14 protein-coding genes are annotated in these 19396 nt (G+C 34.7%); 3 read left to right on the top strand and 11 right to left on the bottom strand.

What is annotated here, in order from left to right; genetic code table 11:
* Positions 1–4: 4 nt before the first annotated feature.
* The 8 genes from JOC75_RS15555 to JOC75_RS15520 form a co-directional block, all read right to left on the bottom strand.
* Positions 5–271: a DUF5344 family protein gene (locus tag JOC75_RS15555; RefSeq protein WP_204954933.1), complete on the bottom strand. Its 267-nt coding sequence runs from the start codon at positions 269–271 to the stop codon at positions 5–7.
* Complete coding sequence (locus JOC75_RS15550; RefSeq protein ID WP_204954932.1) at positions 271–699, bottom strand: YwqH-like family protein; 429 nt, start codon at positions 697–699, stop codon at positions 271–273. The genes JOC75_RS15555 and JOC75_RS15550 overlap by 1 nt, the downstream gene beginning before the upstream one ends.
* Positions 700–723: 24 nt before the next feature.
* Positions 724–1230 (bottom strand): type VII secretion protein EssA, encoded by a 507-nt coding sequence (essA, locus tag JOC75_RS15545; protein ID WP_204954931.1) that lies wholly within the window; start codon positions 1228–1230, stop codon positions 724–726.
* A complete protein-coding gene (gene esaA / locus JOC75_RS15540; protein ID WP_204954930.1) occupies positions 1220–4408 on the bottom strand; it encodes a type VII secretion protein EsaA in 3189 nt (1062 codons plus the stop codon). Before esaA ends, essA begins: the two co-directional genes overlap by 11 nt.
* Positions 4405–8868: a type VII secretion protein EssC gene (gene essC / locus JOC75_RS15535; protein ID WP_204954929.1), complete on the bottom strand. Its 4464-nt coding sequence runs from the start codon at positions 8866–8868 to the stop codon at positions 4405–4407. The genes esaA and essC overlap by 4 nt, the downstream gene beginning before the upstream one ends.
* Positions 8869–8905: 37 nt before the next feature.
* Positions 8906–10249, bottom strand: a complete 1344-nt coding sequence (essB, locus tag JOC75_RS15530) for a type VII secretion protein EssB (protein ID WP_204954928.1) — start codon at positions 10247–10249, stop codon at positions 8906–8908.
* A 14-nt stretch (positions 10250–10263) separates the two neighbouring features.
* Complete coding sequence (gene yukD / locus JOC75_RS15525; protein ID WP_204954927.1) at positions 10264–10503, bottom strand: ESX secretion system protein YukD; 240 nt, start codon at positions 10501–10503, stop codon at positions 10264–10266.
* 74 nt (positions 10504–10577) lie between these two features.
* Positions 10578–10871 carry a WXG100 family type VII secretion target gene (locus JOC75_RS15520; protein WP_146949799.1) on the bottom strand — a complete coding sequence of 98 codons (294 nt, stop codon included), beginning with the start codon at positions 10869–10871 and terminating at the stop codon, positions 10578–10580.
* A 464-nt stretch (positions 10872–11335) separates the two neighbouring features.
* On the opposite strand from JOC75_RS15520, the gene JOC75_RS15515 reads away from it, so the two are divergent.
* The 3 genes from JOC75_RS15515 (at position 11336) to JOC75_RS15505 (ending at position 14026) form a co-directional block, all read left to right on the top strand.
* A complete protein-coding gene (locus tag JOC75_RS15515; RefSeq protein ID WP_204954926.1) occupies positions 11336–11770 on the top strand; it encodes a GNAT family N-acetyltransferase in 435 nt (144 codons plus the stop codon).
* A 117-nt stretch (positions 11771–11887) separates the two neighbouring features.
* The gene (locus JOC75_RS15510) at positions 11888–13138 is read left to right on the top strand and encodes an MFS transporter (RefSeq protein ID WP_204954925.1); all 1251 of its coding nucleotides are present in this window, start codon (positions 11888–11890) and stop codon (positions 13136–13138) included.
* A gap of 168 nt (positions 13139–13306) precedes the next feature.
* The gene (locus tag JOC75_RS15505; protein ID WP_204954924.1) at positions 13307–14026 is read left to right on the top strand and encodes a DUF421 domain-containing protein; all 720 of its coding nucleotides are present in this window, start codon (positions 13307–13309) and stop codon (positions 14024–14026) included.
* 204 nt (positions 14027–14230) lie between these two features.
* On the opposite strand, the gene JOC75_RS15500 is transcribed toward JOC75_RS15505, so the two are convergent.
* From JOC75_RS15500 to JOC75_RS15490, 3 genes are all read right to left on the bottom strand, one after another.
* Positions 14231–16264 (bottom strand): ABC transporter ATP-binding protein, encoded by a 2034-nt coding sequence (locus JOC75_RS15500; RefSeq protein WP_204954923.1) that lies wholly within the window; start codon positions 16262–16264, stop codon positions 14231–14233.
* Position 16265: 1 nt separating this feature from the next.
* Positions 16266–18014: an ABC transporter ATP-binding protein gene (locus JOC75_RS15495; protein ID WP_204954922.1), complete on the bottom strand. Its 1749-nt coding sequence runs from the start codon at positions 18012–18014 to the stop codon at positions 16266–16268.
* Positions 18015–18468: 454 nt separating this feature from the next.
* Positions 18469–19308 carry an oxidoreductase gene (locus JOC75_RS15490; protein ID WP_204955096.1) on the bottom strand — a complete coding sequence of 280 codons (840 nt, stop codon included), beginning with the start codon at positions 19306–19308 and terminating at the stop codon, positions 18469–18471.
* Between the last annotated feature and the right edge of the window lie 88 nt (positions 19309–19396).

Raw genomic sequence — 19396 nt, 5'->3', positions numbered from 1 at the left:
TCCATTAGTTTCTCGTAATGGCTTCATCCTGCTCTTTTAATGAACGGACATTTACTTTGGTATCTTCAAGATTCTTTTCAACAATGGAGACATATTCGTTAATTAGCTGATGAATTCTTGCTTCACGCTCAAGAAAATAGCTTGTGTAGTCTAATTTGTTCTTACCAAGATCACCAGAACTTGGTGTGGCTAGCTTTACATGATGAAGTGCTGCTTTCGCTTCATTAAGATCTTTTATGACAGCTTGATAGTTTAATTTAATTGTTACCATTAAAATAACCGCCTTCTTAAGTCAGTAATACGATCTGATAGCTCATCTGCCGCTTCTTCACCTTTACCAACTAATCTTCCTGCTTCATAAGCCAGACTTTGTGTAAAAGAAAGAACACTTCTTTCCATTTCTAAGCTATTGATTTTATTTTCGATAAGCTGCTGATATCCATCATAATCAACGTTACCGATTTTCCGCATAACAGAATAGGCTTCCTCACGTTCATCATCATATTCATTGGCTCTTTTTCCTACCCATTCTTTACCTAGATCTGGTTGTTTCAACTTCGTTATTTCTTGAAGTAAATAGCCTTGCTCCCTATTAATTTCATTTTTTGCTTTTCTTAATCGATCAATTTTTTCATCAAGATCGTTGGCCTGTGAAGATATTGTTCGTTGAATCGCATATAACGTACTTGATAAGCTCATGAAAAATCACCTCACTAGCTATTTTTAAACCCGTTTTTCTAAAGTAGTAGATTTATTCCATACAAAAAGCACAACAATCAGCAAGATACTGCATATTGCTACTAAAATCCAAATTAACAGGCTGAGTGGTGAAGCAGAGGAAGAGTCTGTCTCTTCCTCCATTGCACTTTGTGATAGCAGCTCTTTTTCTGAGAAAAGCTGCATACTTACAGCCTTTGCTTTAATTGTATTTAAATCTTTTGCATCACTTGAAAATAAGTTATGCTTCACTTCACGATCATTTGAAACTTTTTCCCCTTCAAATGTTAACTCTTTTTGTTCCTCTGGTATTGTTGTTCGTTGGGTCTGCTGTTGTTTATCTAAAATTAAATCTTTATTAATCTTGAATTTTTCTTTTTGATAATCATTCGGCACAAGCTCATCAATCTTCGACTTTTCTTCCACGCCAAGCACAACATTAGCAGCTGTGAGATGATAAACCATTACCATCAAAAGAAAGAAGAAAACTAGTTTCACTTGCTTATGCTTCATATGTTTCAGACCCTTTCTCGATAACCGTCATCTGAGATCTACCAATAAAGTATTGTAATGCTCCCAAACCTAGAAGTAATAAACAAAGCACAATCATAGCCTGTGTAAATAAAGACTCTGTTCCATATTGAATACTCATATACACCTTAGACATCGGATCCTGGAAGCTAAAGTTTGGAGTTGTTAAAGCAAGTAATGGTGTTACATAGAAGATAACCATACCTACTGTTATAAATAACCCCACTAAATGATGGACAGCAAATCCTACTCTTACTAATGCTGACCCTACTGTAAGAAGGACAATGGTGAAGATCGTCCACTCCACAGCACTTTCTTCTCTTAAAGGATAAATGTCTAAGCCAAATAGACTTACAACGAAACCAACAATTAAATTTAATAACAAAAACAAAATACCTTGAATCCACAGTGGCGGCTGTTTAAAGTAATAACTTGTATAACCAATTAACAAGCTACATACAAGAACAATAAATAATACAACAACCGGTGGGATGTTTTTAACTACTGTACTCTTTGTTTCCTCAGGAATATCTCCACTTATTTTTAATGGATTTGTTAAGAAGTCATAAACATATCCGTTTGATTGTCCATCAACAAATGTATTGCCTAGTACACTAAATACGTCATTTCTAATTAATTCAGTTGATGCCACATTTGTTGCCCATTTATTATTTAACTTATCTGCATCTGCTTGAACGTCACCAACTCTTCCTTGAAGCTCACCTGTATAGTCAATAATACTTGTTTGGCTTTCCTGCACAGAATCTAGCCATGTGTGAATAGATTCCATTTGATCATTGATTCGCTCAGTTCCTACTATCATTTCTTGACCTTCTATCGTTGATGTTGGAGGTGCAGCTGATAGCATCTTTTCTGGCTGTTGAATTTGGTTCAGTACTTCTTGTGCTTCTTTCGCAATCATATCAAGGCTTTCGATCAGCTTTGTTTGGTGCTCATCAACGGTTACCTGATACTCAACCATAAAGACTGTGAAGTTATCCTCCATTGTATTTAAAGCATCCTGTGTTGTTGGCAGTTCACCTTTAAGCTGATCCCAAATTACTTGTTCCTCATTTGTAATAGCTACAATCTTATTCGCTTCATCTTGTAACTCTGGCTTACTCAATGTATCTTTTTTTGCTTGATCTTCAGATATCATGCTAATTAAAGTAGCTTCATATCGATCCAAATACGAATAATAAAACATCATATCTAGAAGATCTTTGCTGTTTATTTCCTTGGAAAAGATTTTAGTAAGCTTTTCTTTTCTTGTCTCAGATAATGCTTTTGACGATAAAATCGATTGTTCCTTATTCGTTATTTCATCCTTAATACTAGTTTCATAATCTTTATATAAATTAAGCTCAGCTTCTAATTTATTGAAATTAGCAAGAAGGTCATCATATAGCTTTTGCAAATCTTCTTTAGATTTTTCAAGATCTAGGATATCTCCAATCAGATTATCCCTTTCCTCTTCAAGTTCTTTCTTATCTGCTTCAAGAACACCAATATCACCTTCAAGATTCTTAATTCTTTCACTTGCTGTTCGAATGGTTTCAGCAAGAGTATTCTGTAAATCGTCTAGTTTACTTTGTAACGGGTTTTCTCCATTTTCTTTATTACTTAAAGAAATATTTACATCTGCTAACCTTTCACTTAAACCTTCTAATTCTACTATTGCACCTTCTAAATCATCAGGAGTAGGTTCTAAAAGGGCGGATAAAGTTTCCTTTAAATCAGTCATTTCATCAGCGATACTCATAATCTCTGCTTTTTCAGCACTTAGGTCTACAAACTTTTCCTCAGGTGTTTCCGGTTCTGTTGGCTCAGTTGGCTCTGTCGGAACTTCAGGCTCTCCTTCTTCTTCTGTAGGAGGCTGTTCCGTATTATCTTCATCCTCTCCATCAGATGGAAGCGGATCTTCATTTGGTTCAGTGCTTGCTGTTAATAGTGTTGAGTTACTGCTATCTGATTCATCAGGTTTTTCCTCTTCTGGATTCTCATCATCAGGTTTTCCTGGCTCCTCAGGCTTATCAGGTGTCTCCTCTTCTGGCTCTTCTGGCATTTCATTCAAGCTATCACTATATGACGCAAGCTCAACCTCAACAGCATTAAGCTCTGTTGTATCTTTTAGCTGTTGATAAAAGTCTAATAGCTTCTTTTGCAAATTATAATAATCACTAATTTGTCTAGCTACTTGACTATAACGCTGTTCCTCTAGTTGGCCAAAAACCTGTTGCGAGCCAACCATCTGAGAATCAATCACTTTCATTGTCTCGATAAAGCTTCCGCCTTTTTCTTCAAACAAATCCTTTGACTGAAGAAATAAAGGCTGTTGGTTCGTTGTTGCATCTGTTACGGATTGAATGGCTTCTTTTTGAATTTCAGCTAGTATTTGCTGTTGTTTATCTTGATATTCTTTATATTGTTCAACATATTCTACAAAGCTCGTTAAATTTTGTTCATAGTCTTCTAGCATTGATTGCTGATCAGGTGTTCTTTTTCCAGCATCTTGAATGGAAGATTGAATACTTGATAGCATTGCTTTTTGTTCTTCTATTTGTCCTGCAAGATCTTTTGAGCTAGGTTGATAGAAGGCACTCATTGCTTCCTGAAAAGCTACTTCCTTTTCAAGAATTTCATCAAATTCCTGACGGATATTTTCCATATCTGCTGATACATAATTCCAATAAAGCGTTGATATTTTTTGATTTACTTTTTTTGTTGATTTTTCTAATTCTAACAAGACCTTTTCTTTATTTACTGCATTTAACTGACTTTGCACTTTGTATTGAAAGTTTGTTTTAACTGGATTTGCTTCATTATAAGACATAACATTTTCTGAAAAGTTAGAAGGCAGATAAACAATTGCATCGTACTTTTGGCTTTTTAGCCCATTTTCTCCTGCACTTCTTCCTACAACTGTCCATTCAAAACTTGAATTTTCTTTCAAAATCGATGCTATATCCTGACCAAACTGTATTTGCTCTCCCTCTTCTTCGGTTCCTATATCTTCATTTATAATGGCAATTGTTTGTGCAGCACTTACCTTTTCTACCTTAAACGGATTATCACCAATAATTCGAAAGAAGAGAAGAGGGGTAATGACGATTAATGCAATAACAACAAGTAACTTTATGATGGTTGCAGATTTTTTCATACGTGCACCTTCCTCTCCACATTAACAAACGGTATTTGAATGCTTTGCTCTTTTCCATTTTCTACATAATAGCCAAACCCTGGTTGAACATCTTTTTCTTTGCGATCATAAGTAAGGGTGAACATTGTCTGCTCTGACTTTTTCATTAAAACGATTGCTTGACGAATCTGCTTTATCTCTGTTGTTAATGGATCATAACCCTTTGATAATTCATTATTGCTTCCTGAAATGATGACATTAAAGCCGATATGACTATAGTTTTTCATGAATCTTACAATTCTATCTTGTAAAGGATTATCAAGATTTTGAAGGAAACGAGCATAGCCGTCTATAACTAACAAAATAGGTGAATATATTTGTGCTGTTTTCCCAACAAGAATATTCTTCTGATATTCTTCCTCTCTCTTGATCAATCGTTCTTCAACCTTATCTAACCAAGAGTTTATATGATCTTTGCCTTCTAGATAGACAAGCTTATCTTCACCAATGAAAGTAGATAAGCCTCGGTCAATTGCATCGAAAATCCCTAGAGTCTCAACATCTTGTTCAAGAGCTGAAGAAATAAGAGCCTTCAAAGCATTTGTTTTTCCTTTTTGTGCTTGCCCCAGAACTAGACAATGCTTTACCTTTAAGAAATTCACATATACAGGTGTGACATGCTCTTCATTTAATCCTATTGGAAGTAGACCGTTTTTCTTTTCCACATATGCAGCGAAATTAGTGATTGTAAGCTCAGTTGGAAGCATAGGAACCGGCTTTGGCTTCTCTACATTTGTATAAACCTCTTGCAATTTCTGTACTTGAGCTTTTATATTGGACATTTGTTCAAAATCATCTTTTCCTTCTGCTGGAAGATAAATTTGAGAGAAATAAGCTGTTTCCTTCTTGACCGTTGCTCTACCTGGTATCGCTTCGGGTGAAAAAGGTAGTCTTCCTAAAACAGAAAAACCTTCAGATGTATCCATTAAATAGTGAACAACCTTTGTTTTTAAATTATTCATAAGTGATTGGCGAACAGAATTAATACGTGTAGCTGTTAACATCATATAAATTCCTAGAGATTGACCATCACGAGCAAATGAATTTAATTGTTGTTCAAGATCCATCATTTCTTCTTTAATAACATCAAAATTATCAACCACCAAAAACAACAAAGGCAGCTGTTCTTCACTTAATGTGTTATACATTTTAATTGAACTAACTTCTTGTTTTTGGAATAACTGCTTTCTCCTTGCAACCTCTTCACGCAATATATTCATAAACTTTTCTATTTTGCGTTCTTGATCTAGTAAAAAGTAATCAGCAGTATGTGGTAGCTGTTTTAAAGGTAATAATCCTCCGTTACCAAAATCCATTAAATAATAATGAACCTCTTTAGGAGTGAAGCTCCTTGCCATTCCAAGTAATAAAGTCAGCATTGTATTTGTTTTGCCATAGCCTGCTGATCCAAAAATACCGATATTTCCATCATCAATTACATCATACGTATAATTTGATTGACTCTGCTTTTCAGGCTCATCGATCATAGCAAACACTATTTTTGCTTTTGTTTGTTCATCATAGTCCTCATCCACTGGATAGATTCTTGGTGATAATGGTGGTAACCATGGACTTGGAATTCTCTCAAGCGCCATCTCCTCTTGAAGCTGTTCAATTCGATCTACAACTGCAGCGATCTCACTTAACGTTTCCTTTTGTTTTTGCTCTTGTGATGATACATCTGATAAAGGTACCAAACCAAGATCAGTTACAATTGCAACCTCATCTTCTAAATCAAAGGATTCCTCCTCATAGTACGGGGCACCACTCCAAGCTGATTGAAACAACTCATATACCTCGTTATTTCCAACCTGTAAATATCCTCGTCCTGTAACTGTAATGGAGGCCGCATCACCATTTTTTAAAATCTCCCGGCTATCCTCTGTATTTTGTACCTTAAGAGCTACCCTGAAGCGAGCGTTACTCCAAATTTGGTTATCAATAACTCCCCCTGGCTTCTGAGTAGCAAGAATCAAGTGAACTCCTAAGCTTCTACCAATTCGTGCAGCACTAACTAACTCACGAATAAACTCTGGCTCTTCATTTTTCAGCTCGGCAAATTCATCAGATATTAAGAATAAATGAGGTAAAGGTTGCTTAGCCTTTCCCTGTTTATGAAGCTTCGTATAATCATTGATATGTGTAACAGTATGCTGATCAAATAAGCGCTGACGTCTTTTTAGTTCGCTTTTTATCGAAGCAAGTGCTCGTAAGCTGAAGTTCTTACTTCCTTCAATATTTGTAATTGTCCCTAGTAGATGTGGGATATTTTTGAATGGCTGTGCCATCCCACCACCTTTATAATCTATCAATAAAAAGGCAACCTCATGTGGGTGAAAGTGCACAGCTAAGGAAAGGATATATGTTTGTAAAAATTCACTTTTCCCTGATCCTGTTGTACCTGCTAATAATCCGTGTGGCCCATGAGCCTTTTCATGTAAATTAAGCTCCACAGTTTCTTCTTTTCCTTTTAAACCTACTGGTACAGCTAAGGATTTTGAGGATTCTCTTGTTAGCCAGTTATTCTTAATTGGTAATTCATCTATGTTTTTGGCATTCATCATCTCCAAGAAGGACACACTTGTTGGGATGGAATTTGTCATACCAATTTGATGATCAAGAGTTCGCAGCATACGAGCAAAGCTTTCATTACCATCACGTTTATGTTCATCAAGATGAAAGGGAATGCGAACAGCCTTTTTCTGTTGAATTAAAATGTCACCCTGCTGATCATTAATGTACCTTATAAGTGTGTGGATATTATCTGTTAAGCTTTCTTTTGCTTCTGCAGCAAAAATAACAGAAATCCCTAAATGAGCGTGTTCTCCTTCTAGATATTCCAAAATCACGTGATCTGATATTAGCTGATGGTTTGTAATAATAAATGCATAATGTGGTGAAAACCTCATTTTTTCCTTATCTTCTTCAAGATCTCGTTCCCTGATCATTTCATAAAGAGAATACAGTAATTGATCTCGAGTTTTTTCATTATAAATAAAGCCTTTTGCAAAGGAATTTGCTAACTGAAAATGAGGAAGCCACTTCATCCATTCCCAGTCGCTATACTCATGCTCATCAAAAATAAACACCAATCGCAGGTCATGGTAGCTATGAAAAAAGGCCAGCTGTCCAATCAGTTGGTGTAATTCATTCTTTAATACAGCATCCTTACCGATTAATCCTATTGCGCCATCAGATAAATTTGCTGTAATTGGTAAATTGCTTAAATTCTTATAAGCTTTTTCAAGAGTTTGAGATTCCTCTAATAGTTCATCCATTTCCCGGTTTGACATGTCTGAGGATGTAGAAGAAATCGTATAACTAGCAGGCACAGTACCTGTACCAAGCCTAAATTGCAGGAAATCTGGACTTTCGAGCGTTCTTTCCCATAATCGATCTGATACCTGATTAGTTAAATATTTCATTCGTTCATACGAAGGAAAATGGAATGTGAGTACATCCTTTTGTTTATCAGCAAGCTCTTGTAGCTCTTTTCTTTTTGCATGAAGATAATTTGTATATATACGTTTACGGCGTTCTTTTGCTTTCTTTTGTGTTCCTCTATCCTTAAAGTACTGAACAGTAGAGGTTACTAGGGTTGTCAGGAACATCACGAGGGAAACAATAATAAAGATTCCTCTTGGAACAAGGATCGCAACAAGTCCCATCACTACTAACATAACTAGTGGTGGCATAATGATGAGCCATAAACTTCGATTTGATCCTTCTGTATCCTGAGTTGGAAATGAAAGCTGCACCTTCTCTTTTGGTAATTCATAAACCATCCGTGGTGTTCGTCGATATGACGGATACTTTTTTTTCATTTCTGATTGAGGCTCAATCATTTCTGGAAGACTTGTTTTATAATCGGATAAACTTTCTACCCTTATCACATCTTCATCAATTAAGGTAATAATCATAAATGGCCAACATACTACATCACCAACCTCTAGCTTTGTTGATTCCTTGATTAAATGGCCATTTATATACACATTTACTCCCGCTAGAATTGACACCTCTATTTGACCTTGAAGGCGATTTAATGAAAACGATTCCTGATTTAACAGCTCAGCTGATTTTTTAAAAAAAGTAGCACTCTCGTCAATTGATGAAAAGATACATTCATCTAAATGTCCTATGTAATAGGATTTACCTTCAAAGTCTTTAGATGATAAATAAATGGATAGTTCCTCTTCTCCAACAGCTAGTGAATGAAAGGTATCCTTAACAAGTTCCCGTTCTTGCTCAACACCTTGGTCCATATAATAAGTACCATTTTTATTGATCATTTTACATGGCGATGTTAATGAATGAAGTGTCAATGTATGCTTGTCGCTAGCTCCAATTGTTACCTCATGACTATTTGGTTTAAGTTGTAAATGCTGATAGTTCGTTTTGTTAAAAATCCAAAGCACAGACATATGTTCACCACCTGTATTTCTATCATTTTTAGCTTATCTATTGCTGAGTCTCTTGCTCAACGGCTGGGTCATCTTGTTTTTCTTCTGCTGCAGAGTCTTCTTGTTCTGCCTTTGTATCAGCATTATCTACGTCACTTTTCATTTCCTTATCTTCTTCAGGTGCTGAGTCTTCTTGTACTGAATTTGAGACAGGCTGATCAGGATTATTTTCCTCTACAAGCTCTTCCTCTACTTCACGCTGATATTCTTTTATTTCATCTTCAATATCAGCTAATAATTGCTGTCTTTCTTCTCGTTTCAATTCATCATCTGATTTGACTAGCTCTTTATGTTTTAATAATCCAAATAAAATTAAATCGCGGTCCTCCATATATCTAGCAATATCTAGGGCCTCTTCAGCTTCACCACGTCCAATTAAAATCCAATATTTATAATATTGTGGATCAGATTGTAAGGTAATAGTGTTACGCACTGTTTCCTTTTGATTTTCTGTTAATGACTCATTGATGATATACGATAGAGCAAGTTCATATTGTGTAACCTTTGGCATCTCATCAACATCATAGGGCTGCAGCTCTGTTACTACTTCACTATAATTATTTTGCAGAAACATTTCCTGAGCAGAAATAAAGCTTTCTTGTTTAGGTTGTAAGGAAAATAAAGAATAAAAGCAATAAATGAGTGAAGGAATCAACAACAAAGTAACTCCATATAAAACATAGCGATTAAGTTTCCACGTTTTTTTATTCACCATCATGATTAATGGCTTTTGTTCATTCAACCCTTGAATTCTATCCTCAAGAATATCAAGGAGTTCATTATATGAGCTTGACTCAACTATCTTTTTAGCAAATGTAGACAGCTTTAATGTTTGAGAGTAAGAAACATATTGCTCAAATGTATATTGTGAATCGACAATTGAGATAATGGTTGCCTTCACTTCTTTTAGTAATTGTTCATGATCTCTTTCATAAGGAGGTAAACTCTCCTTTATTCCATGATGTAGAAAGTATGGATTTAATCCTTTATCTAGGGCAATATTTTCTGGACAAACAAGTAGATGTATTCTTGATAAAGCATGTTGATTCACCTGTTGTACAACCTTATATGTAAGAAATAACCGCTCTCTCTCATCTAATTGCTTAAGTTGAGGAGGAAGAAAAGAGTATGTTTTTGGAATGGTATAATGAATCGATAACGCATCATCCATCATACTAACTTCTTTCTTAATCGTAGGATTGATGTTTGTTATAAAGGATATTTCTGTAGAATCGTCTAACTTTATTTTTTCCTTTTGAAACGTAAAGGTTATAATATTTTCTTCGCGTTTAATATCTGCTTCTAGCTGTTCTTGTAAATATGAGATATCGTTCTGTGACATTCCCATTGTCTCCTTCATAAAATTTCAATTCTGTCTCCTGTCATAATGCCTGCATCAAGTAATCTTGTATTTCCTTGTATCACTTTTTGTTTATTAACAACCCTTACCCATGATCCTTCTTTTGGATTTTCTGATATCTTTTTAGCCTGCCACACAATATTGATAACTTTTTTTATAGAATGGTAGTTTGATAATCTAATATCAAAGCTTTCTCTTTGGTAATTTTTTAAATCTACGGTAATTTCTATGTACATAATCCTCACCTCATAAAGAAGGAGCACCACCTATGTATAAATACGGCACTCCTCCATTACTTACATATGCTTTATTAGCCTCTGATTTGGCTTGCAATTTGCTGATCAGCATTTTCAAGAGCTTGAGCAGTGCTATTTAATTGCTCAGAAATATCTTGAAGAAGCTGCTGCATTTGAACAAATGAAGGTCTTAATGTTTGGTATTGTTCATTGAAGGCTCTACTAGATTCACCTTCCCACATGCTTTCAAGATCTCTTATCATTGTGTCCAGACGACCAATTTGGTCCTCTACCTGGCTGCTTTCACCTGAATAACGATTTGACATATCCATTAGTTCTGCTGGGGTAACGCGAATAATTCCTGACATTTACTTCCTCTCCTAACACTTATTTATTTTGGCATCTAATCTATTTTGATTTAAGAATACCCTTTTACTGTCAAAACATAATAACCTAAGAAGTCCCGTGATAAAGTTTGAATCACGAAATCCCCTACCTATACCAATACCACATATAACCATTAATTTACATATATAAACTTAAATGTAAGCAAAAAGGGAACTATTTTCCTATTAAACCCAAATGTCTACAGTATGATTTACACAAAAACAACCTATCTTCACTTCATACTTTAGACTGATAAAAACTCTTACAAAAAGTAAGTGAATAGGTACTTCTACACACCATATATTTTGGGCTAATAATCATAGATTACATATTAAGTAGATTTCCTATATTTTCGAACATATAGATCGGATACATCCGGAAATCACTATTTTGGTCTGTTGGCATAAGATATGTTCATATGTATAAAAATGGGGTGTAACTAAAAATGATTAGAAAAGCAACAAGCCATGAAACAAACACTCTTCTTCATATGACAATTCAAGCAATGAATGAAAGTTCGATGGGGTTAGTAGAAAATGATCTACAAAGAGGGTTAAATATGTTTGTACCATTATTAAATAGTGGGGCTTACTATATAATCGCAATCGAGCATAATCAAATTGCAGGATGGGTACTTATAGGACCAGACTTTAATCCGATAAACGAGGTAAGAACTGGCACAATAACATCTGTTTATGTTTTTCCAGCTTTTCGCAAGCTAGGTATTGGTCGGCAGTTAATGAATAGTGCTATAGAAGAGTTAAGAAAAGAAGGCTATGCAAAGGTATTGTTAAATGTCTATACAGGAAATCCGGCTAAATCATTATATGATGATCTTGGCTTTACTGATTTATCAACAGTGATGGGAATGAACTTGTAGGAAAATTCACTGTAGTATTAAATCCATGTTAAGTAAATGTTAAATTTTTCAACATTTGTATTTCCATGTGAAGTTTCATGTACAATGGAAATGAAGTTCACTATGGAGGACAAAGCGATGAAGCGTTTTTCTAAAGAAGAAAATAGTTGGATTTTTTATGACTGGGCCAACTCTGCCTATTCAATCATTATTTCCACTGCTGTTTTTCCAATATATTATAAAGCTGCTGCGACAGATGCAGGAGTTAGCCCTTCAAATTCAACAGCATATTTAGGATATACCATAGCAATTGCTACCTTCATTTTAGCCTTGCTAGGACCTATTTTAGGAACAATTGCAGATTACCGAGGCTTTAAGAAACGCTTTTTTACCTTCTTTTTCTCAATCGGGATTGTATTTACAGGACTTCTTGCATTTATCCCTACCGATAAGTGGTGGCTATTATTAATTTGTTACACCCTAGCTGCTGTTGGCTCAGCTGGAGCGAATGTCTTTTATGATGCTTTTCTAGTTGATGTTACAACAGAAGAAAGGATGAATCGTATTTCCTCACGTGGCTTTGGTTTAGGCTATATCGGGAGTACAATTCCATTCATAATCAGTATTGCAATCATAGTTTTAGCACAAAATGAAGTGATTCCATTATCTGTAACATCAGCAAGTAAAATTGCTTTTATCATAACTGCATTATGGTGGGGCTTATTTTCTATTCCTTTATTCAAAAATGTCCACCAGAAATATTACATAGAACGTGAGCCAAACCCTGTTTTTAATAGCTTTAAAAGATTAGGTAATACACTTAAAGAAATCAAGAAATACAAGGCTTTATTCTTATTTTTACTAGCTTATTTCTTTTACATTGATGGTGTCGGCACCATCATTACGATGTCAACTGCATATGGAACAGATCTTGGTATAGACTCAACAAATTTATTGATTGTTTTGTTTGTAACCCAGGTTGTAGCAGCACCATTTGCTATTTTGTTTGGTCGGCTTTCTGAAAAATTTACTGGCAAGAAAATGCTATATGTCGGAATTTTTATCTATATAATCGTTTGTATTTACTCTTATTTCTTAGAAACAACATTAGATTTTTGGATATTAGCTATGTTAGTTGCAACTTCACAGGGTGGTATCCAAGCATTAAGCCGCTCATATTTCGCTAAACTCATACCAAAAGAAAAAGCTAATGAGTTCTTTGGTTTTTACAATATCTTTGGTAAATTTGCTTCTATAATGGGTCCCCTTTTAGTAGCAGTAACAGCGCAAGCAACTGGAAACTCAAGTAGTGGTGTATTTAGTTTAGTCCTGTTGTTCATTATAGGTTTGGTGATTTTATCTAGAGTACCTGAACCTAAAGTATCTTAATTAATTTTTTTAAAGAGACGATTATATTCGTCTCTTTTTTTAGTCTAAAATACAATCCTTTTTAGTTTGTTAAAAATTTGATTATTTATAATCATATTCTTTAAGAGGTATTGATCCCACTCATTTAGGAGAGCCTTTTTCTATCGAATCTTATCTGGAGGCATCTAAATGGAAGAAACTCTAAAAGATATTCTAATTGTTTTTGGGCGAATTATTACCATTTTACCTTTATTACTATTCATAACAATTTTTATGGGGAAGAGAGCAATTGGAGAATTACCGATATTTGACTTTCTAATCATTATTACTTTAGGGGCAGTTGTTGGGGCTGATATCGCTGACCCAAGTATTCAACATATTCCTACTGCCTTTACTATCGTTGTTATTGGCTTATTACAAAGGCTTGTGGCAAATTGGAAGATTTCTAATCATAAAATTGGTAAACTCCTTACCTTTGAACCAACAATCGTTGTTCAAGATGGAATTCTGCTAAAACAAAATATAAAATCGATACGCTATTCAATTGATAATATTCTTCAAATGCTGAGAGAAAAAGATGTGTTTGATATAAGCGATGTAAAAACAGCCATTATAGAAGCAAATGGCTCGCTTAGTGTTTTAAGAAGAGAGCAAAAGCAATTTTTAGAGGATATGGGTATCAAACGAAGCATTCCATCCATTTCCTATCCATTGATATTGGACGGGAAAATTTATCACAATGTTCTACAATATTTTGATTTGGATGAAAAATGGTTGAAACAACAGCTGTCTCAGCAAGGAATCCTGTCATCTCAACACGTATTTTTTGCAGCGATAAATGAAAATCATAAACTACATATTTCATTAAAGGATGATACACAAATAAAAATTCCACCTATCTACAATTAATAAAAAAACTATTAAGTTGAAAACTTAATAGTATATGGTAAACATCCTTATTCATCTTTTCCCTTTTCGCTGATTTAAGAGTTTTTTGGCAATAGGATAAATAATTGGTGCCCATTTCATTAGTCTCTTTATGATTTTCTTCATTAAAAATACCTCCTACTTTTAAAGTATCTTCCCCTTTAAAAGTAGAAGGTAAACATTATTTTATCCTACTTGTACTGTGTTCTTCCCTGTTTGTAATTGATACATTTGATAATACTTACCCTTTTGGTTCAGTAGTTGTTCATGATTGCCTCTTTCAACAATTTCGCCATGATCTAAAACCAAAATTTGATCAGCTTCACGGATTGTTGATAATCGGTGGGCAATAATAAAGGTTGTTCTCCCCTTTTTCACGATGTTCAATGCCCTTTGAATCATTGCTTCTGTTTCAGTATCAATATTGGCTGTTGCTTCATCTAAAATTAAAATAGCAGGATCATATGCAAGTGCACGTGCAAAAGAAATGAGCTGTCTTTCTCCTGATGATAATGTACTACCTTTTTCAAGTACTGGCTCTTCATACTGATTTGGGAGCTGCTTGATAAATTTCTCTGCTCCTACATCCTGCAAAGCTTTATGAACCTTCTCCTTGGTTATCTCTTGATTTTCTAGGCTAACATTTGATTCAATTGTACCAGTGAATAAAAAGGGATCTTGAAGCACAATTCCCATATGTTGTCTTAACTGCTGACGTGGCAGCTTTGTGATATCATTATCATCAATTGTGATTTTTCCTCTATTAATATCATAATAACGAAACAATAGGTTAATAATCGAGCTTTTCCCTGATCCTGTATGACCAACTAAAGCTACTGTTTCGCCTTTTCTCGCTTCAAAGGAAATGTTTTTCAATACATCATTTTCACCATTATAGGAAAAAGATACATCTTCAAACTTAACATTACCTTCATATCTAGGAATTTCCTTCACTTCAACTTCTTCGCCATTTTCATCAAGAAGCTGGAAAACTCGTTCTGATGAAACCCTTGCCTGTTCAAGCTGCGCTAACTGATTTACAATATCTGTAACAGGTTGAAATAAGCGGTTCAGGTAATCAACAAATGCATAAAGTAAGCCTACTGAAATGATTCCACTCCCAGAAATAGATTGACCACCAAAGTACCAAATTAACACAACAAATGCGATATTCCGAAGAACTGCAACTAAATTATGTGAGGTCAATGAGTTCAAACTAAGTAGCTTATTCTGGTATGTGAAATGCTCTTCATTTAACGTTTCAAATTCATTTAGCGTTTCTTTTTTACGTCTGAATGCACGAATAATTGTCATTCCCTGAATCGATTCATTGATCATTCCATTTATATCACTTACTCTAGTTCGGATTAAATGATTATACTTAGACGCCATTTTTCGATAAACAATAATCCATATAAAAATAATGGGTATAAGCAGCATTGTGATAAGTGCCAATTTTACATGAAGGAAAAATAAAGCAACAAAAATTCCTGTCATATAAATTCCACTTGTAAAAAAGCTTGCTAGTACCTTAACATATAATTCACGTATTGCTTCTGTATCATTTGTTACACGTGAAACAATTTTACCTGCTGGTCTGTTATCAAAATACGTAATTGGTACTCTTTGAATATGTTCAAATACATCAGTTCTCATTTTTTGAATGATTCTATTTGCAGCTTTTTGTAGTAATAAGGACTTTCCATATTGAAAGATTGCTGCAATAAATAACAAGCCTACATACAAACTTAATAGAAGAATAATTGGTGATATCTCAGGCTGATAAAATGCTAAAAGTTCCTTTTGATTTAATTTATCTACTTGGTAAGTTTCAGCTCTTTCTCCACTTGAGATTGTTAGTGTATTGCCTGATATTGAAGCCTCACCGGTGAATGTAAGGTGTTTTTCAGTTGTATAAAAGGAACGCCCTACTTGAATGATTTCCATTTCTCTTTCACCTAATGTGTCTTCCTGTGAAATGTAGTCTTCCCTTTTATAATACCGGTCATTATAAGCAACTGCTGAATCGTCTTTATTCGCTACTTCAACCCACGGGCTTTGAATTCCCATCATATGGTCATCAATCATCTTTTTTGCAATAAATGGTCCTGTTAATTCTGCTGCAACTGCAAAGGTTAACATAACCAATGCTAATATAATCATTTTCTTATAGTGAAGAGCATATTGAACAAGACGTTTTCCTGTCGATGGCTGTGTCATGTTATCCCACCTCTCCATAAGAAGCTGTCTGCTGTCGATCAAATTGTTCCTTATACCATTTTCCTAAACTAAGAAGCTGTTCATGTGTTCCTTCTTCAACAATCTTCCCTTCATCCATGACAATAATCCAATCTGCATGCTGTACTGCAGACAGACGATGTGCTGTTATAAAGGTTGTTTTTTGTGCACGTTCCTTTCGAATATTTTCTATTATTTTCGCTTCTGTTTTCCCATCAACTGCAGACATAGCATCATCCAGTAAAAGTATTTCAGGATCCTTAATAAGCGCTCTAGCAATAGAGATACGTTGCTTTTGCCCCCCTGATAAAGCCACACCCTTTTCTCCTACTAATGTGTCTAAACCTTTTGGTAACACAGCCAAGTCATTATCAAAAGCTGCTAATAATAATGAACGTTCAATTTCATCCTCTGTTACATGCTCTTTACCAAATTTAAGATTTTCCCGGATTGTTCTCGAAAATAAGATTTGCTCTTGTGGAACATAACCGACCCAGGAATGAACAGTATCTATAGGAATTGATTCAAGCTTCACTCCCGAAATACATATTTCTCCAGTCCCTAATGGATATTCTCTTAGAAATTGTTTAAGCAACGTTGTTTTTCCGGATCCTGTTTTTCCAACAATCCCAACTGTTTGCCCTCTTTGTATTTCTAAGCTTATATTTTTCAAATTATCTACTGTTGAAGATGGATAGCGAAAGAATACATTGTCAAACTCAATTGAACTAGGTATGTGAACATCTATTGGATTACTAACGTCCTTAACATCCTGCTGGTAAGCAAGTGTTGAATTGACACGATCAAGTGAGGCATTTCCACGTTGAAGAATATTAATAAGCTCACCTACGGCAAACATAGGCCAAATTAGCATACCTAAATATATATTAAAGCTGACTAACTCTCCTAAAGTGATAGATTGATTAAAAACTAGATATGCCCCGTAACCAAGTCCTATACAATAGCTTAAACCTACAAGTATCTTTATAGTAGGTTCAAATAAAGCATCAATTTTAGCTACAGAGATATTTTTTTCATAAACATCCTCAGTCATATCGTTAAATCGCTTTTCATCAGCCTTTTCCTGAACATAGGCACGTATTACTCTTACACCAGATACAGATTCTAAAACTCGATCATTTATATCACCGAATGCATCCTGTGCAATGGTAAACCGTTTATGAATAAGCTTTCCGAAATAACTGATAGCAATTGCCATAAGTGGCAAAGGAATTAACGCCGCTAACGTTAGCTGCCAGCTAATAGTAAAGCCCATAACAAAGACGATCATGATCATAAAGATAGTTGAATCCACTAGCGTTAAAATCCCAAAACCAGCTGTTAAAGATATTGCCTTTAAATCATTAGTTGCGCGGGCCATTAAATCGCCTGTACGGCTTTTTTCATAAAAGCTCGGTGTCATCGATAACAAGTGTTTCATAAATCGATATCTTAACGTTCTTTCAATTAAATGTGCTCCCCCAAACAGCTGATACATCCACACATATGTGATTAAATAACTAACAACTAATAGAACACCAAAAAATATCAATAGCTCACTTAATCTGCTTGCTGTCATTTGTCCAAACTGAATATCATCAATTGCGATTCCAATTAACTTGGGCGGAATGATATCAAGAAAACTAACAATAATTAGTAATGTAATAGCAACCGTATACCGTCGCCAATGCTGTTTAAAAAACCAGCTTAACTTCATTAAAACTGAAAACATATACTATTCCTCCCTTTATTAAAGACATAAACTAAATGATTAGCCACCTTTTATCCAATCTAGATCGATACGCCTTACAGTTTGATTAATCATCTTAAAAACTCCCTTCAAATTCGGTGTATTTATTGAAACGAGCAAAGCTCATAACAACCATTTGTCTTTAATTAATCGTTTTTTCAAGCACAAAAAGGCATTATGCGTTACATCGCATAATGCCTATAAAAAAAAGACAATATAAAAACGCACGTCATGAACATAGTGACCTGCGTTAGCATTAAAATTATACATGCTTTATAAAAGCGTTACTCTTCTAACGTAATAGGTTGGGGGTCACATCATCATATGAAATTTGATTAGGTAATTTCATTCGAATTCTCATTTCATAACCCTCCAATTTTTTAAATTTTTTCCTCTTAGCTAATTGTATTATTTTCCAGTATGTATTGTCAACGAATTATTTTATTTGTTTAAGCACTAACCATTCCCAAATTTTCCATGGTAATATCGTTTTTAGTAAAATGGTTAGCTTTACTCCCTTGCCAATAGGATAACGTAGTGATGGTGATTTTTTATCACATATCATACTAATTAGCTTTGCAACATCCCGAGGATCACCATAGTTTGAAGCTTCTTTATTAATATGGCTTTCAAGACTTTGCATCGTTTTATAATAAGGAGATTCTCTTTTTAATGATTTTTCTGTTATTTGCTTTCCTGAACTCCAAATATTTGTTTGAAAAGAGCCAGGTTCAATTAATACAACATCAATGCCAAATGGTATCGTTTCTAAACGCAATGACTCACTCCAGCCCTCTAATGCATACTTAGAAGAAACATATGGTGATAGTCCTGGAAAACCAACTTTGCCACTGATACTACTTACATTAATGATTTTCCCACTTTGCTGCTGACGCATTAGTGGTAATACTGCTTGAGTCAAATTGATTGCTCCAAACACATTTGTTTCAAACTGTTTTCTATATTCATCAATCGGAATTTCCTCAACAAAGCCAGCTCCTGCATAGCCAGCATTATTCACAAGAACATCAATATAACCTAAAGACTCTATATAACCCATAAGATTTTGAATCGATTGATTGACTGTCACATCTAACTCTTTTATATGTATCAAATCTTTAACACCAACAGAGGTTGCCTCATTGAGGAAATTTGTACTACTATTGAGTTTCCGCATTGTCGCAATGACTGTGTAGCCTTTCTTTGCTAACTCAATAGAAGTTACTAATCCAAAACCACTAGAAGCACCTGTTACAACCGCCATTTTATTTCTCATTTTTTCTCCTTTTAACACGACTATATAAACTGACCATAACACCCTAGCATCAGATAGTAAATCAAATTTACGCCTGAATGCTTCATTA

Source organism: Metabacillus crassostreae (genome assembly GCF_016908395.1).
GTDB classification, from domain to species: domain Bacteria; phylum Bacillota; class Bacilli; order Bacillales; family Bacillaceae; genus Metabacillus; species Metabacillus crassostreae.
Note: the sequence above shows the minus strand (reverse complement) of the source record. Positions and strands in the feature narration are given on the sequence as shown.

Coding starts and splice junctions, on each gene's coding strand:
- essB (WP_204954928.1), bottom strand. CDS start 10,249: ATGTCACAGAACGATATCTCATATTTACAAGAACAGCTAGAAGCAGAT.
- JOC75_RS15515 (WP_204954926.1), top strand. CDS start 11,336: ATGATTAGAAAAGCAACAAGCCATGAAACAAACACTCTTCTTCATATG.
- essA (WP_204954931.1), bottom strand. CDS start 1,230: ATGAAGCATAAGCAAGTGAAACTAGTTTTCTTCTTTCTTTTGATGGTA.
- esaA (WP_204954930.1), bottom strand. CDS start 4,408: ATGAAAAAATCTGCAACCATCATAAAGTTACTTGTTGTTATTGCATTA.
- JOC75_RS15500 (WP_204954923.1), bottom strand. CDS start 16,264: ATGACACAGCCATCGACAGGAAAACGTCTTGTTCAATATGCTCTTCAC.
- JOC75_RS15520 (WP_146949799.1), bottom strand. CDS start 10,871: ATGTCAGGAATTATTCGCGTTACCCCAGCAGAACTAATGGATATGTCA.
- JOC75_RS15555 (WP_204954933.1), bottom strand. CDS start 271: ATGGTAACAATTAAATTAAACTATCAAGCTGTCATAAAAGATCTTAAT.
- JOC75_RS15490 (WP_204955096.1), bottom strand. CDS start 19,308: ATGAGAAATAAAATGGCGGTTGTAACAGGTGCTTCTAGTGGTTTTGGA.
- yukD (WP_204954927.1), bottom strand. CDS start 10,503: ATGTACATAGAAATTACCGTAGATTTAAAAAATTACCAAAGAGAAAGC.
- essC (WP_204954929.1), bottom strand. CDS start 8,868: ATGTCTGTGCTTTGGATTTTTAACAAAACGAACTATCAGCATTTACAA.
- JOC75_RS15495 (WP_204954922.1), bottom strand. CDS start 18,014: ATGTTTTCAGTTTTAATGAAGTTAAGCTGGTTTTTTAAACAGCATTGG.
- JOC75_RS15550 (WP_204954932.1), bottom strand. CDS start 699: ATGAGCTTATCAAGTACGTTATATGCGATTCAACGAACAATATCTTCA.
- JOC75_RS15510 (WP_204954925.1), top strand. CDS start 11,888: ATGAAGCGTTTTTCTAAAGAAGAAAATAGTTGGATTTTTTATGACTGG.
- JOC75_RS15505 (WP_204954924.1), top strand. CDS start 13,307: ATGGAAGAAACTCTAAAAGATATTCTAATTGTTTTTGGGCGAATTATT.